This window comes from Paraburkholderia bannensis NBRC 103871 (genome assembly GCF_000685015.1).
GTDB classification, from domain to species: Bacteria; Pseudomonadota; Gammaproteobacteria; order Burkholderiales; family Burkholderiaceae; genus Paraburkholderia; species Paraburkholderia bannensis.
The window spans coordinates 231,770-246,516 of the sequence record NZ_BAYA01000006.1; the positions used below are offsets into that span (position 1 = coordinate 231,770).

Genomic DNA, 14,747 nt, shown 5'->3' on the forward strand with positions numbered 1-14,747 from the left:
AGGTGTGCGGCGCGGCGCGTCAAGCGGGGTAGACACATCACCTTGACTGCGCTCAGGCGGAAGGGAGTTCGTCGAGGTATTGCTGGAGGATCACGCAGGCGGCTTCGGCGTCCACGTGCTCGGCACGCTCGCCGCGCTCGCGCAGGCGCGACTCGGCGTCGACCGACGAATAGCGCTCGTCCACCCACTCGACGGGCAGCTGAAAGCGGCCATTGAGCTGGTTGCCAAAGCGCTTCGCCTGCTTCGTCATGACGTGCGGCGTGCCGTCCGGATGGCTCGGCAGTCCGACCACGAGGCGGTCGGGCTGCCATTCGCGCAAGAGCGCGGCCACGGCTTCAAAACGGGAATCGATGCTGCGGTTCTGGATCACAGTGAGCGCGCGGGCGCTGCGCGTGAGCACGTTGCCCAGCGCCACGCCAATGCGTTTTTCACCGTAATCGAAGGCCAGCAGGGTCGCCTCGGCGGCGTTGCGCCCCACCACGCTCATGCGTGACCCGCTTCGCCCGAGAGCATCGCCGAGGAAATGCCGAGCAGCGCGAGCGCCGCTTCGAAACGCTCTTCGGCGGGCACTTCGAAGACGATCTTCGGGTCGGCTTCGACGGTGAGCCAGCCGTTCTTCGAGATTTCGTCCTCTAGCTGGCCCGCGCCCCAGCCGGCATGGCCGAGCGTGAGCAGGAACTGGTCGGGGCCGGTGCCGCTGGCGACCGCTTCGAGCACGTCCTTCGAAGTGGTCATTTCGAGCCCGCCCGGCACCGACATCGACGACGTGTAGTTCGTGCCCGTCATGGGCGCGTGCAGCACGAAGCCGCGCTCGGTCTGCACCGGGCCGCCGAAGTAGACGGGCACGTGCAGCAGCGGTTCGATTTCCAGCTTGAGGTCGATGCGCGAGAACAGCGCTTCGAGGTCGATGTCGGTGGGACGGTTTATCACGAGACCAAGCGCGCCGCGCTCGGAATGATCGCAAAGGTAGACCACCGTTCCTGAAAACGTGGGATCCGCCATGTTGGGCATGGCGATCAGGAACTGATTGGTCAGATTAATGCGATCGTTACTTTTGGACATGGTTTGAATTCTAGCAAAGACGATACGGATTGGCGGTGGCCTGCCTGGCCTTCCGGCAGCCTCTGGGGCTTACCGTAGCGCGGGGAATGGCTCACTCTAACATGCTGGCGCGGCGGGCCTGCAACGCGGATTGGGCACCGCCTTGCCGGCATCGCCGCCACGCTTTCAACTAGCGCGCCGCGAGTGGCGCCGCAGCTACCGCCGCCCCGGCTGCGCCGCCGGCGCCATGGACGATCGCGGCGCCGAGCGCGCGCACCGTGGCGCTCGCATCGGGCTGCGCGACGCCCGCCGCGACCTTGTGCAGCATCGCGCGCAAGGCCTCGTTGGCCTGGTCGATGGCGTCGAAATCGGGGGCGCTCGACGGCTCGGCCGCCGCGGCATTGGAGCCCGCGTGCTTGCTGCCCGCAACGGCCGCGTGCGCGGTGCAGCGCCACGCCAGCCCGAGCGCATCGGCCAGCAGCCCGACGTGGCCCAGCCCCAGCGCCCAGGCCGCAGCGCCGATCCGGTACGCCGATTCCGCCGCCACCAGCGCCGCCGCCGGATCGGGGGGCGTGCCTTCGGGGCGCAGCGAAAGCGCGCGCGCCTGGGTGCCGAGCGCGAGCATCGCGGCATCGGCGGTCTGCAGAAAATCTTCGTAGGCGTTGCCGTTGACGACCAGCGCACCCAGGTCGCGCGTCGGCGCGACACGCGTGGCCAGCGCATCGGCCTGCGCGCTTTCGGCTTCCCAGAGCGCCTCGGAGTCCTGCGTGCCCGCGACATGCCAGTCCACGGTCAGGCCATAGTCGTGCAGCAAATCGACATCGGCGGTATCTTCCGCTGCCGCGCCAAACAGCGCGTAATCGCGCCACAACAGCGCGAGCGACGTGCGCACGAACGACTGCGGAACCACGCGCAAACCCCGCGCATGCTCACCGATCAGCAGGTTGCAGCGCGCGTAGAAACGGCGCACATCCTGGTCGCCCCAAAAGTTCATGCCGCGCCGCAGTACGCGGGCACAGGCAGACGCAAGACGCCAGAAGTCGTAGGGATCGTCGGTGGTGAGTTCGGCGAAACAGGCGTCCATTTCGCCGAAAGCCGCCTCGGCAAGTGCATCGGCGGTGCGGTTGCCGTTGCCCTGGCGCATCTTCAGCGCGGGCAGCAGCGCGGCTTCGAAGCGCGCGCGCGCCTGCGCGAGACGCTGCGTGGGCTGCGCGTGCAGCGTCGCGACGGCGATGGGACGGCCATGCAGCGCCACATCCTCAAACGCGAGCGACACGCCGGGCGCGTGTTCCGCCAGCGCCTCGACCAGGGTGCGCTGATGTGCGTAAAGCGTCGGCGAACACGCCAGTTCGCGCAGGTTGTGACGCTCCAGCGCAGCCGCCAGGTCGGTCAACGCGTTGCGAAACACCTCGCGGATCCGGCTGTCGTCGGGGCCGTCGTGCTCCAGGGCGGGCCGCGGCGGCATGCCGGGCGGCGGCGGCGTGGGCACGTTCGCCGCCAGCGCCAGCGGCGAGGCGAGCAGCAAGGTATCGGCGAAACGCGCCGCCGCCAGCCAGCCCGCGTCGCGCAGCGTACGCACCGCCTGGCGCAAGGGTCGCGCAACATCGCGCTGCTCGTCGAGCGCCTGACTGGCCTGCGCCAGCGCGGCATGAGCAAACGGCACATGGCCGCCACGCGGATTAGGCAGCGCTTCGAAGGGAGCTGACGAGGAATGAGGAGTCATGAGACAAAGGCAGCGCCGGAAACGGTTGCGAACTGATGCAGACGATCCTGTGCAATGGGGACGACAACGTGACTTCAACGCCCGACAATGACAGATTTCCCATCACCGAGGCGCCTGGCTGGCCAGCCGCCCCGCCTGCACGCGATGCAGAACGCGCATAGCAATTAGCGCGCCGCGTGCGCACCGCTTGCGCCGAACGCCACATCGCATGAGGTTTGAAAACCGCATGCAGCGACTGACCGATGCACCGGCTGGCACCGGCATCACCGCAGGATCACGGCAAGGTCGTCACTCAAACCGAAGCTCAAGCAGCAGGCGCGGGGCGCACGAGACGCCCACCGCGCCACGCTTCGGCGCAATCGAGGCTGGCCTCAGATCTGAACCATCTCGAAGTCTTCCTTGCGCGCGCCGCACTCAGGGCACGTCCAGTTGATCGGCACATCCTCCCAGCGCGTGCCCGGCGCAATGCCTTCGTCTGGCAAACCGGCTTCTTCATCGTAGATCCAGCCGCAGATCAGGCACATCCAGCTTCTATATTCCATTCTTATGCCGCGTCGAAAAGTCCAAAATACCGTGCGCCCTGCCCTCGGTGGAGCGAACGCGAACGGTCGGGAAAACTGCCAGGGGAACTGCCAGGTAATAAGACCCATGATGGTACCGTGTTGCCGTTTTTATGCCTAGCAACCGTGACAAGGGCATGGCGCTCGCCCGGTGCGAGGTCAAGGCGGAAAAATCCCTCGCCGCGAGCGGGTCATCCGTCCCCCGCTGCGCGCCCGAGACGGCATAATTGAAGCGACCAGTCACGCAACAGCAACACCCAAGCAGCCGCAACGAGCCAACCCTTCTTTTCGCGTCAACGTCCATGCCCGGCGACACCCCTCCCATCGTCCTTTCCTTCGGCCTTTCCGATCCGACCGGCGGCAGCGGCCTGCAAGCCGACCTGCTCACGCTCGCGAGCATGGGCTGTCACGGCGTCAGCGTGCTCACGGGTTACACCGTGCGCGACTCGGCCGGTTGCGACGAAGTCACCGGCCTCGATCCCGAGACCGTCGCGAGCCAGGCGCGCATGCTGCTCGAAGACATGCCCGTGGCGGCCTTCAAGGTCGGCGCGGGTGCGCGTGCCGAAGTCGTCAGCGCGATCGCCGAAGTCGTCGCCGATTACGACGAAGTGCCGCTCGTGCTCGCCCCCGACTTCACGCTCGACGACGAACACGTGCTGGCCGCCGACGAACTGCGCGAGACCGTCACCGACCTGCTGGTGCCGCAAACCACGCTGCTCGTCGCCGATGTGTCCGTGCTGCTCGCACTCGCGCAACCGGACGGCGATTCCGAGCCGCCCGGCATCGACGCCGCGATCTCGCAACTGCTCGCGAGCGGCTGCGAATACATCCTGTCGATGGAAACGGGCTCGCATCGCGTGGTCAACACGCTCTACAGCGAAGAAGGCCAGATCCGCCAGGATCTTTGGGATCGCACGAACCAGCCGATGATGGGCGTGACCGACACGCTCGGCACAGCCATTGCGGCGTTGCTCGCGAACGGCCAGGAGCCGCCCGAAGCGGTGCGCGAAGCGCAGGAGTATCTCTACCAGGCCATGCAGAGCGCATTCCGCCCCGGCATGGGCGCGTGGGTGCCCGACCGCTTCTTCTGGGCGCGCAGCAACGACGACGAGGACAGCGAAGACGCCACCGACGATGGCGATGGCCCGGGCAAGACCCCGCCCGCTGGCGAGGCGCGGCACTAAGGCAACGCAACGCGGCTCGCGGCGTTGAGTAGATATGCGGGTGTCACGCCCGCGCTGCGCCGCATGGCGGCTCACGCCACGGAACCGGGAATCGCAATTACAGATAATTACAAGGGGGTATACTGCCGGCCTCCAAATAAAGATAAAACCGCCCGCGTAACCCCAGACGCGTAAAAACTCGCAGCAAATTGCGAGACAACACGTCATGATCGGCACGGGCACCCCCTACTCACGGCAGACCAATGTCCCGCACTCTCCTGTCACTGGTCGTACCTTTCTATAACGAAGAAGACGCCATTCCGGCCTTCTTCGCCGAGGTCGTCCCGGCGCTCGAAGCCATCGGCGCGACCAGCGAGCTCGACTTCGAAATCGTGTGCGTCAACGACGGCAGCAAAGACCGCACGCTGGCGCTGCTCGTCGACGCCGCCGATGCCGATGCGCGCGTGCGCGTGATCGATCTCTCGCGCAACTTCGGCAAGGAAGCCGCGCTGTCCGCCGGACTGACCGAATCGCGCGGCGACATCGTCGTGCCCTTCGACGCCGATTTGCAGGATCCGCCCGAAGTCATCTCGCTGCTCGTGAGCAAATGGCGCGAGGGCTATGACGTCGTGCTCGCGAAACGCTCGGATCGCAGCTCGGACACGTACCTGAAACGCCAGTCGGCGGTGAGCTTCTATCGCCTGCACAACAAGCTCGCCGATGTGAAGATCCCGGAAAACGTCGGCGACTTTCGCCTGATGACGCGCGAGGTCGTGGACACGCTCAACGCGCTGCCGGAATCGCGCCGCTTCATGAAGGGCCTGTTCGCATGGGTCGGCTTTCGTACCGCCGAAGTCACCTACGTGCGCAACTCGCGCGTCGCGGGCGAGACCAAGTTTTCGGGCTGGAAGCTGTGGAATTTCGCGCTCGAAGGCATTACGAGCTTCAGCACGGTGCCCTTGCGCATGTGGACGTATTTCGGCCTGCTCGTGGCCGTGACGGCGTTTCTCTACGCGGCGTACCTGATCGTGCGCACGCTGGTGCGCGGCATCGACGTGCCGGGCTATGCGTCGATCTTCGTGTCGCTACTGTTTTTCAGCGGCGTGCAGATGATCGGCATTGGCGTGATCGGCGAATACATCGGCCGGATCTATCTGGAATCGAAACGCAGGCCGCTCTATGTGATTCGCCGACGCTACGGGAAGGAGAAGTAAAAGCGCACCGCGCTAGCCGGCTCTAACTGGCTATTTCTCGCGCGCATAAAAAAACCCGCATCGCTGCGGGTTTTTTGTTTGGGCGGAGAGTGCATCTTGCGATGCGCTCCCCTGCACTTCGATGTAATCAGGCGTGAGCCTGTGCTTACATGTCCATGCCCATGCCGCCCATGCCGCCAGGCATGCCGCCGGCCATCGGTGCATCTTCCTTGGCGATTTCGGCAACAGCTGCGTCCGTCGTCAGGAGCAGGCCAGCGACCGACGCTGCGTTTTGCAGTGCGGTGCGCGTAACCTTCGTCGGGTCGACCACGCCAGCTTCAACCATGTCGACGTACTCGCCCGTCGCTGCGTTGTAGCCGTAGTTGCCCGAACCTTGAGCAACTGCTGCCACGACGACCGACGCTTCTTCGCCACCGTTGGTGACGATCTGGCGCAGCGGCTCTTCCATTGCGCGCAGGACGATCTTGATACCTGCGTCCTGGTCTGCGTTGGCGCCCTTCAGGCCCGTCACAGCAACGCGAGCACGGATCAGTGCCACGCCGCCGCCCGGGACGATGCCTTCTTCAACGGCAGCGCGGGTTGCGTGCAGCGCGTCTTCCACGCGTGCCTTCTTTTCCTTCATTTCGACTTCGGTCGCAGCGCCGACCTTGATCACTGCAACGCCGCCTGCCAGCTTGGCAACGCGCTCTTGCAGCTTTTCACGGTCGTAGTCCGACGTCGCTTCTTCGATCTGCGTGCGGATTTGCTTGACGCGCGCTTCGATGCTTGCGGCTTCGCCTGCGCCGTCGATGATCGTCGTGTTTTCCTTGCCCACTTCGATACGCTTCGCTTGACCGAGTTCGGCCAGCGTTGCCTTTTCGAGCGTCAGGCCGGTTTCTTCAGCGATGACCTGACCGCCGGTCAGGATCGCGATGTCTTCCAGCATCGCCTTGCGACGGTCGCCGAAGCCCGGAGCCTTGACAGCAACGGTCTTCAGGATGCCGCGGATGTTGTTGACGACCAGCGTAGCCAGAGCTTCGCCTTCGACGTCTTCAGCGATGATCAGCAGCGGACGGCCAGCCTTCGCGACTTGTTCCAGAACCGGCAGCAGATCGCGGATGTTCGAGATCTTCTTGTCGAACAGCAGGACAAACGGGTTGTCCAGGACGGCGACTTGCTTGTCCGGGTTGTTGATGAAGTACGGCGACAGGTAGCCGCGGTCGAACTGCATACCTTCGACGACTTCGAGTTCGTCTTGCAGCGACTTGCCGTCTTCAACGGTGATGACGCCTTCCTTGCCGACCTTGTCCATCGCTTCAGCGATACGGTCGCCGATCGACGAATCGCTGTTCGCCGAGATCGAGCCGACTTGCGCGATTTCCTTGTTGGTCGTGCAGGGCTTGCTCAGCTTGCGCAGTTCTTCGATTGCAGCGGCCACTGCCTTGTCGATGCCGCGCTTCAGATCCATCGGGTTCATGCCCGATGCGACGTACTTCATGCCTTCGCGAACGATCGATTGCGCGAGGACGGTTGCCGTCGTCGTGCCGTCGCCTGCGTTGTCGCTGGTCTTGGAAGCAACTTCCTTGACCATTTGCGCGCCCATGTTCTGGAGCTTGTCTTTCAGCTCGATTTCCTTCGCGACCGAGACACCGTCCTTGGTGACCGTCGGGCCGCCGAACGAGCGCTCGAGCACCACGTTGCGACCCTTCGGGCCCAGCGTGACCTTCACTGCGTTGGCGAGAATGTTCACGCCTTCAACCATCTTGGAACGGGCGGAATCGCCGAACACGACGTCTTTAGCTGCCATCTTCTAACTCCTTGAATTCTTGATGAATGTGCGGTGGGCTGAGCTTACTTCTGCACCACGGCCATGATGTCTTCTTCGCGCATCACGAGCAGTTCGTTGCCATCGACCTTGACGGTCTGGCCAGCGTACTTGCCGAACAGGACGCGATCGCCGACCTTGACGTCGAGTGCGATCAGGGAGCCCTTGTCGTCACGCTTGCCCGGGCCCGTGGCCAGGACTTCACCTTGATCCGGCTTTTCTGCCGCTGCGTCCGGGATCACGATGCCCGAAGCGGTCTTGGTTTCTTGATCCAGGCGCTTGACGATCACGCGATCATGCAAAGGACGAAGGTTCATGGATAGATCCTCTCTTGATTTGGACTTGAAGAGACTCAAGAAAACCTGGCTGCCGATAACCGTCAGCCAGCGGTATGTTTGCACCGAGCGTTGTTAGCACTCTCATGCGGTGAGTGCTAATTATATGGACGGGTAGTGACAAATTCAAGAACGGGCCAGAAGGGTTTTTTTGGGGTGCTGATCGGGCCCCGAAGCAGGGTTCGGGGGCGTCCGGGAGACCTGGAGAGGGGACGATCGAAGCAGAAAAAGCCAGACAAAACAAAGCACTAGGCGATAACCGCTTCGCCACCCCAGCCTGTTCATCGGGCGCGCATCAACACGAACCCCGGAGCAGCAATTTGTAACAGCATGTCAAATCGCCGCCCCAGGGAATTCCCCAAACGCACGCGGCAAATTCCTTCCAAAAAGCTTTCATCAGCCGCCGGAAGCCGCGCGCCAACCCCGTAGCGCCCACAAAGAAAAGCCCGCATCGCTGCGGGCTTTCTGCTCCGGCGCGCTGCGCGCATGGGCAGCGCTCATGTGCCGTTCCTCGCCTCCACATCGCGCAGCAGCCACTTGCCGATATAGCGCGAGCCGTCTGACGAGAGATGGTCGCGATCGGCGTAAAAAAACTCCGCGCCCTGGCGCGCGTAGCAGTTGCTGGCGTCGCACAGCAGCGGCAGCGGGTTGAACACCTTCACGGCGGGAAACTTCGCGAGCACCGCGCGTATGCGCATCTGCGTTGCCTCCAGCCGTTGCTCGACCTTCGCACGCGGCACCGCACAGGGCGAGCGCACCGAAATCTGCACCGGCCGACGCACGCAGGTGTTCGGATCGAAGTCCAGCTCCGGCGTGTCGAGGACGAACACGACGCTCTTGCCCGCCGCCGTGAGTTTGCCGAGTGTGCGCTCAAGCCCGGCCAGATAAACGTCGAGATTCGCAGTGGCGCGCGACGGCGGCGCAGCTTGCCCGTCGGCAGCCGCACTGGTTGCGACGAGCTTGATATAGCCGCCAGCGTCGTAGTCGAAGCCGCCGGTAATCGAAGAGATCGCATAGCTCGACAGGATCACCGTATGGATATCGTTCGACTTCGCCACATAGTCGAGCACGCCGTCGAACAGCGCGGCGCAGTGCTTCACGTAGCCGCCCAGGTGAATGTCCACGCCGTAGAACGGCGGGCAGTTACCGCTGCCGACCGCAAGCACGCCTGCGTGGGCATCCACACCGGCAAGCGCGCTCTGAAGCCCTTCGTAGTAGTGATTCGCGTGGCTGTCGCCCAGCAGCGCCACCACATTGCGACGCCCCGGTGCTGGCTGGATGCAGAAGTCGGAGCCCGGGAACGCCTGCTTGCACGCATCCGTGAACGTCCAGTGTTCCTGATGCGCGCCATAGCTGGCATCGGGGAAACGGTCGGGCAGACCGTTATCGCGCGAGATCGCATAGCTGGACAGGCCAATGCCCATCATCACCGCGAACAGCGCACTGGCCACGCGCAGCGGATAGCGCCGTGCGGGCGTGCTGAAACGCGCGGGCGCCTCGATGAAGTTGAATGTCATCGCCGAGAGCGCGAGGGCGCCCACGACGGCCATCAGCAGCATCGCGGTCGTCGGCGCGCCGCTGCTCAGCAGTCGCACGAAGACGAGAATCGGCCAATGCCACAAATAGAGCGGGTAGCTGATCAGCCCGATATAGACGAACGGGCGCAGCGACAGCACGCGCCGGTTGAGCCACGCCTGTGCGCCCGCCGCGATCACGAGGGTCGCGCCGCCAGCCGGCAGCGCCGCACGCCAACCCGGAAATACCGTCTTCGGATCGAACAACACGAGGCTAGCCGCGATCAGCACGAGGCCCGCAAGCGCAGCCAGGTTGCGCAGCGCCGCGTGCGCAGCGCCAGGTTGCTGGCCCGCTACGCGCCGATGCGCCGCAAGAAACTCGACCCATGCGAGCGTCGAGCCGAACAGCAACTCCCAGAAACGCGTGACGGGGAGATAAAACGCGGCGCTTGCGTGCGTCGCGCTCAGGTAGACGCTGCTAGCGAGCGAGAGCAGGATTGCCGCGAGAATGAGCAGCGTCGCCACGCGCCGGCTCGTGAATTTCCACAGCAGAAGGAGCGCGACTGGCCAGACGATGTAGTACTGCTCCTCGACGCCGAGCGACCACAAATGCAGCAGCGCGCTCGCCGACGCGCCCTGCGTGAAGTAGTCCTGGGTCGTATAGAAGTAGATGTTGGCGACGAACGCCACGCTCGCCAGCGCATCGCGCGCGAGCCGCGCGAGTTCGCCCGAAGCCATCAGCACGAGCCCGGCCGCGAGGCTCGCGATCAGCACGATGATGAGCGCGGGATAGATGCGCTTGATCCGCCGCGAGTAGAAGTCGATCAGGCTGAAGCGATTCTGGTCGAGCGTCTCGATGATGTGCTGCGAGATCAGATAACCGGAGATCGCAAAGAAGATATCGACGCCGACGAAGCCGCCCGCGAGCGCATCCGGGAACGCATGGAAGACCACCACGGCGGCGACCGCAAGCGCGCGCAAACCGTCGATATCGGGACGGTAGCTCTGCGCTGCCTTGCCAGCCGGGCGGGGTGAGGAAGCGCCTGCTGGCGTTGCGGGTCGTGCGCTCATTGTCGTTCGCCTCGTTGCGTCGCCATCGACGTTGCATGGGAATACCCCACGGAATGCCGCACATCGTAGCGACGTGGCGCTGGCGCACTGTTGCTTACCTCACGCAAGCGGCGCCTTCGCGCCGCGGCTTGCGCACGCAGCGTGCGCTGCAGCACACGCGGGCGGCGCAGGCAAGCGCGCTCGCGCGCCACGTGGCGCAACGCACAGTCGCGTGCGCGCTGCACGCGCACACTACGCGCAAGGCACAAGCCGCGTTTTCGGCATCCCTGCCCCCGCCTTCCGGAGCTCGCCGTATGTCCCTGCTGTCGAATGCACTCGCGCGCGAGCGCAACAACTTCGATCTGGTTCGCCTGCTTGCCGCATCGGCGGTCGTGTACGGGCATTCGTTCGTGCTCCAGCAACCGGACGGCCATACCGACCTGGCGACCGCCCTGCTCGGCTTCGACTATTCGGGCAGCCTTGGCGTCTTCGCGTTCTTTCTGCTCAGCGGCATGCTCGTGACCGCGAGCTTCGACCGGCAACGCTCGCCGATGCGCTTTCTCGCACTGCGCGCCTCGCGGATCTGGCCCGCCGTCGCGGGCGGTGCGCTATTCGTGATGTTCGTGCTCGGGCCGCTCTTCACGACGCTGCCCTTGCATCGCTACTTCTCCTCGCCGATGACGTGGGGCAATCTCGACACCTTCTCGACCATCGTACTGGGCAAGCGCATCCAGGCGCCGGGCGTGTTCGAGCACAACCGCTTCACCTCGATCTGCGAGCCGCTCTGGACGCTGCCGATCGAAGTGCGCTACTACTTCGTCGTGCTCGTCACCGGCATGCTCGGCCTGCTGCGCACGCGGCGCGGCATGTGCGTGGCCGTGCTGATCGGGATGATTCCGTTTCTCGTGCATCCGCATCTAGCGCCGCACTTTTATGTGTCGCTGCGCAATCTCGCCGACAAGCCCGGCGGCTACGCGTTCTTTCCGGAGCCGGTCTTCATGGCCGGCATGCTGCTGTACGCGTGGCGCGAGCGCGTGGACATCAATGGCTGGGGCGCGGCGGCGTTGTGCGCCGCTTACCTGGGCCTGCGCGGCACGCCGCTCGCGCAGCCCGTGTTCTATCTGGCCTTCGCCTATGGCGTGCTGTGGTTCGGCACGACGCCGCTGCTGCATCGCTTCGCGCCGCGCAACGACTACTCGTTCGGCATCTACATTTATGGCTTTCCGATCCAGCAAAGCGTCGCGCATCTCGCGCCCTCGCTCGATCATCTGAGCGCGCTGCTGATCGCCGCGCCCGTGATTTACGCGTGTGCCTGGCTGTCGTGGCACGGCGTCGAGCGGCCCGCGATCCGCTGGACTCGCAAACGGCTCGCACGAGCGCGCGATGCTGCGCGCGCAGACGGCACGCCGATGCCGGAAGCCGCCGCGCGCTAGGCGTGTGTGTGCGCGACGGGCCGATTGGGCCGATTGGGCCGATTGGGCCGATTGGGCCGATTGGGCCATTAAAGCCGATTCAGCCGATTGAACCGGTCGCACACCTGACGCGCCGTCGAAGAACCGCCACCACGACAGCGCGTCGCCAGCCAGCCGCCTGCATCGACTTCAAGCTTGACGTTTCCCTGGCGCCGATTAAGCCGCAGCCGTCGACATGAAAAAGGGCCGCCAGATGCTGACGGCCCTTCCCACTTCATCCTTGCAAGCGCGACGCGCTAACGAGCCGCCATGCGCCCCCGCGAAAACCCCCGCCGCAATGTGCCACCCGTGCCGCGCCCAGGCTTACGCCCAGCGGCGGCCACCGCAGCCGCAGAAGCCTGCGGCGTCACAGGCGTCACAGACGTTAAAGGCACCACAGGCGTCACCAGCCCCGGATCGTCGATGACATTGGCGCGCCGCTGCACCGGCACACTCGCGCGGCGGCGCGCACGCACCTGCAAACCGCCCGCCGCTGCCGCCAGCACGTAAAAGCACACGCCCAGATCGAAGATCGACGCCGACACCGACGCCACGATCAGCGCCGCATACATACCGTGCCGGGCCGCATAACTCACGGCGCGATCGGCAAGCGGATAGTCGCGCGGAATCGGCATGAGCGTGCATTTCGCGAGGAAAATCGAATAGCACAGCGAACCGACCACGCCCAGGCAGGCGAGCACGACCATCACGAAGCTCGACACGCGCACGCTGCCCAGCCCCACGCCAATGCCATAGGTATCCAGAAAGTTCGTGAACGCCTGGGTATTGAAGCTCGAACGCTCGACGCCGGACTGGCTGTCGGCCTTGCTCAGCACGGTCGCCTCGGCGAAGTCGCTGAGCGCGCGCACCACGCCCGGCATGAACAGCACGATATAGAGCGCGGCCAGCACGCCCAGGCACGCCATCAGCGTCCACATCCGCGCCTTGCGCGCATTGGCGGACTTCGCAATGCGGCCCGGGCGGCTGAAGAACAGCACGGCCAGGTAACCGCCGAGGCCCACGTAAGCGCTGCCCGAAGTGGAAATCAGCAGCAGCATGCCGGTCATCGCCGCAAGCGCGCCCGCCGTCTTGCGGCGATAGCCAACCAGCCAGAGGCTCGTGCAGAACGCGAACAGCTGGAGCGTGAAATAGGCGAACGCGGACGTCTCGCTGAAGGTGCCGCTGATGCGCAGCATGCCGCCCAGCTCCGAGCCGTTGAAATACGCGAAGTCCGCGGTCTTGACGAAGGCCAGCGCGTCGATGCCCACCATATGCGAGCCAAGATCGACCACGGCGGCAAGCACATCGAGCGCGGTCAGCGCGAGCACGGCCTTGGCGAGCACATCGTAGGCATTGCGACACTTGAGGAACACGTACATGCAGGCGAACACCACAAGATCGCCCACACAGTAGACCGCCTGCGAGAGATTGCCCGAGACCGGCCCGAGCGGCTGCAACAGCCCCGCTGAGTTCGGATCGGCATTGCGGTCGATCGTGAATACGAGCGTGCTGCCGCCCAGCACGCGCGGCAGCACGATGGCGCCGAACACGCCCCACAGGCAGGTGCACAGCAGCCAGAAGCCCGGCTTGCCGATCGACACGCCTTCCAGCAGGGTCTTGCCGCCGCCCAGATTGAATGCGCGGATCGCGAAGAAAATCAGGAACAGATTGGCCGGCATGATGCCGATGCCGCCGAGCACGAGCGCCGACGCGCAGGCGAGCAGGCTGAAGATCACCAGCCCGTACATCGACCAGCGATACGAAGCATTGAGCGCCAGCAGCCCGGCGATGAACACGATGATGCCGTATGCGGTAAGTCCCACTTCTGCCCCCATCTGCGAGTGCGCGCGCCGCAGCGCGCTTCGTCGCATGATGTTGCGGCGGCTGGCGCGCCGCCGCCGTTCGTTACCCCACGTGCGCGCTCAAAGTTCGAGAATCCGCTGCGGGTGAATGATGCCTTTGACGATATCCACGAACGCCAGCACGTTGCCCTTGAGCCGCCCGCGATAGTCGAACAGCCCATTGCCGCGCACACTGTGATAGAGGTTCGAGCACAGATGGCGCGAGATGAAACTGCACGCGCGCCGTGGATGCATGGTGTGCTTGCGCGCGAGATAGATCGGATTGGCGATCTGCGAATAGCCCAGCCGCACACCGGACGTGCGCCCGCTCTTCACGCCCATATGCACGCCCAGGCAAGTCGGTTCGTACACCGCCGTGCCATGCGCGCGTGCACGCACCGTAAAGTCGTAGTCCTCCTGCCAGCCGTACAGCGGCAGCGCCTCGTCGAAGCGGCAATCGCGCATCACCCGGTCGACAAACGCCATGTTGCAGCCGTAGGCGCAGCCAAGCTCGCGGCGCTGCGCGCCCGAGGCCCAGTGCTCCTGCGGCGGCAGCTCGCCCGCGAGATACGCACGCGCCTCGTCTTCATTCAGGCCGCCGTCCTTCACGCCATCGGCGAGCACCTGGCCCGTCATGCCGATCACGTCCGGGTTCTCCTCGAACAGCGCCTGGCAGGCCTTGAGCCAGCTGCGATGCGGGCGAAAATCGTCGTCGAAGAAACTCACGAACCACGGCTCGCCCGTCGCCTCGCCGTGCCGCCCCGCGCCGACGAACTTGAGCAGCGCGTCGATACCCGCGTTGCGCTGCGTCGTGAGGCCGGAGCCGCGCGCGATCAGCAGCTTGACGTCGGCACAGGCCAGCAACGGGTGCCCCTCCACCTCCGGCAGGTCGGCCGCACTCGCGCCGACGATATAGACGCCGTGCGGCCGCGCTTCCTGGTCATACAGATAATCGAGCAGCGTTGCGGTTTCGGCCGGCCGGCCTTTGGTCGCGACGATCACGTACCTCTTCATGCGTTACCCCGATATTGTTGACTGCGTGGTTGTCGAA

The 14,747-nt window shown here is 64.8% G+C and carries 12 protein-coding genes; 3 read left to right on the forward strand and 9 right to left on the reverse strand.

What is annotated here, in order from left to right:
* Positions 1-52: 52 nt before the first annotated feature.
* The 4 genes from ruvX to BBA01S_RS12325 form a co-directional block, all read right to left on the reverse strand.
* Positions 53-487: a Holliday junction resolvase RuvX gene (gene ruvX, locus BBA01S_RS12310; RefSeq protein ID WP_174479168.1), complete on the reverse strand. Its 435-nt coding sequence runs from the start codon at positions 485-487 to the stop codon at positions 53-55.
* Positions 484-1,062, reverse strand: a complete 579-nt coding sequence (locus BBA01S_RS12315) for a YqgE/AlgH family protein (protein ID WP_027816719.1) — start codon at positions 1,060-1,062, stop codon at positions 484-486. The genes ruvX and BBA01S_RS12315 overlap by 4 nt, the downstream gene beginning before the upstream one ends.
* A gap of 169 nt (positions 1,063-1,231) precedes the next feature.
* A complete protein-coding gene (locus BBA01S_RS40975; protein WP_042296888.1) occupies positions 1,232-2,764 on the reverse strand; it encodes a hypothetical protein in 1,533 nt (510 codons plus the stop codon).
* A 371-nt stretch (positions 2,765-3,135) separates the two neighbouring features.
* A complete protein-coding gene (locus BBA01S_RS12325) occupies positions 3,136-3,306 on the reverse strand; it encodes a rubredoxin (RefSeq protein WP_008342674.1) in 171 nt (56 codons plus the stop codon).
* Positions 3,307-3,626: 320 nt separating this feature from the next.
* Here BBA01S_RS12325 and thiD point away from each other — a divergent pair, with 320 nt between their 5' ends.
* Both thiD and BBA01S_RS40980 read left to right on the forward strand, forming a co-directional pair.
* Positions 3,627-4,508, forward strand: a complete 882-nt coding sequence (gene thiD, locus BBA01S_RS12330) for a bifunctional hydroxymethylpyrimidine kinase/phosphomethylpyrimidine kinase (RefSeq protein ID WP_027816720.1) — start codon at positions 3,627-3,629, stop codon at positions 4,506-4,508.
* A gap of 242 nt (positions 4,509-4,750) precedes the next feature.
* Complete coding sequence (locus BBA01S_RS40980; RefSeq protein ID WP_042296889.1) at positions 4,751-5,701, forward strand: glycosyltransferase family 2 protein; 951 nt, start codon at positions 4,751-4,753, stop codon at positions 5,699-5,701.
* 145 nt (positions 5,702-5,846) lie between these two features.
* Here the strand turns inward: BBA01S_RS40980 and groL are convergent, their stop codons facing one another.
* The 3 genes from groL to BBA01S_RS12350 form a co-directional block, all read right to left on the reverse strand.
* Positions 5,847-7,487, reverse strand: coding sequence for a chaperonin GroEL (gene groL, locus BBA01S_RS12340; protein WP_027816721.1), 1,641 nt, complete (start codon positions 7,485-7,487; stop codon positions 5,847-5,849).
* Between the two features lie 44 nt (positions 7,488-7,531).
* Positions 7,532-7,822 carry a co-chaperone GroES gene (locus BBA01S_RS12345; RefSeq protein WP_027816722.1) on the reverse strand — a complete coding sequence of 97 codons (291 nt, stop codon included), beginning with the start codon at positions 7,820-7,822 and terminating at the stop codon, positions 7,532-7,534.
* A 515-nt stretch (positions 7,823-8,337) separates the two neighbouring features.
* Positions 8,338-10,425: an acyltransferase family protein gene (locus BBA01S_RS12350; protein ID WP_084162084.1), complete on the reverse strand. Its 2,088-nt coding sequence runs from the start codon at positions 10,423-10,425 to the stop codon at positions 8,338-8,340.
* Positions 10,426-10,718: 293 nt separating this feature from the next.
* Here BBA01S_RS12350 and BBA01S_RS12355 point away from each other — a divergent pair, with 293 nt between their 5' ends.
* A complete protein-coding gene (locus BBA01S_RS12355) occupies positions 10,719-11,837 on the forward strand; it encodes an acyltransferase family protein (RefSeq protein WP_027816724.1) in 1,119 nt (372 codons plus the stop codon).
* A gap of 275 nt (positions 11,838-12,112) precedes the next feature.
* Here BBA01S_RS12355 and BBA01S_RS40985 read toward each other — a convergent pair whose 3' ends face one another.
* Together BBA01S_RS40985 and BBA01S_RS12365 are read right to left on the reverse strand one after the other, a co-directional pair.
* Positions 12,113-13,678, reverse strand: a complete 1,566-nt coding sequence (locus tag BBA01S_RS40985; protein ID WP_245641485.1) for an O-antigen ligase family protein — start codon at positions 13,676-13,678, stop codon at positions 12,113-12,115.
* Positions 13,679-13,777: 99 nt separating this feature from the next.
* Entirely contained in the window at positions 13,778-14,710 is a 933-nt protein-coding gene (locus BBA01S_RS12365) for a glycosyltransferase family 2 protein (protein ID WP_027816725.1), read from the reverse strand.
* Positions 14,711-14,747 lie beyond the last annotated feature (37 nt).

What these genes read in the sequence shown, in the direction of transcription:
- ruvX (WP_174479168.1), bottom strand. Translation starts at nt 487, where the DNA reads ATGAGCGTGGTGGGGCGCAACGCCGCCGAGGCGACCCTGCTGGCCTTC.
- BBA01S_RS40980 (WP_042296889.1), top strand. Translation starts at nt 4,751, where the DNA reads ATGTCCCGCACTCTCCTGTCACTGGTCGTACCTTTCTATAACGAAGAA.
- BBA01S_RS12315 (WP_027816719.1), bottom strand. Translation starts at nt 1,062, where the DNA reads ATGTCCAAAAGTAACGATCGCATTAATCTGACCAATCAGTTCCTGATC.
- BBA01S_RS12365 (WP_027816725.1), bottom strand. Translation starts at nt 14,710, where the DNA reads ATGAAGAGGTACGTGATCGTCGCGACCAAAGGCCGGCCGGCCGAAACC.
- BBA01S_RS12350 (WP_084162084.1), bottom strand. Translation starts at nt 10,425, where the DNA reads ATGAGCGCACGACCCGCAACGCCAGCAGGCGCTTCCTCACCCCGCCCG.
- BBA01S_RS12345 (WP_027816722.1), bottom strand. Translation starts at nt 7,822, where the DNA reads ATGAACCTTCGTCCTTTGCATGATCGCGTGATCGTCAAGCGCCTGGAT.
- thiD (WP_027816720.1), top strand. Translation starts at nt 3,627, where the DNA reads ATGCCCGGCGACACCCCTCCCATCGTCCTTTCCTTCGGCCTTTCCGAT.
- BBA01S_RS12355 (WP_027816724.1), top strand. Translation starts at nt 10,719, where the DNA reads ATGTCCCTGCTGTCGAATGCACTCGCGCGCGAGCGCAACAACTTCGAT.
- BBA01S_RS40975 (WP_042296888.1), bottom strand. Translation starts at nt 2,764, where the DNA reads ATGACTCCTCATTCCTCGTCAGCTCCCTTCGAAGCGCTGCCTAATCCG.
- BBA01S_RS12325 (WP_008342674.1), bottom strand. Translation starts at nt 3,306, where the DNA reads ATGGAATATAGAAGCTGGATGTGCCTGATCTGCGGCTGGATCTACGAT.
- groL (WP_027816721.1), bottom strand. Translation starts at nt 7,487, where the DNA reads ATGGCAGCTAAAGACGTCGTGTTCGGCGATTCCGCCCGTTCCAAGATG.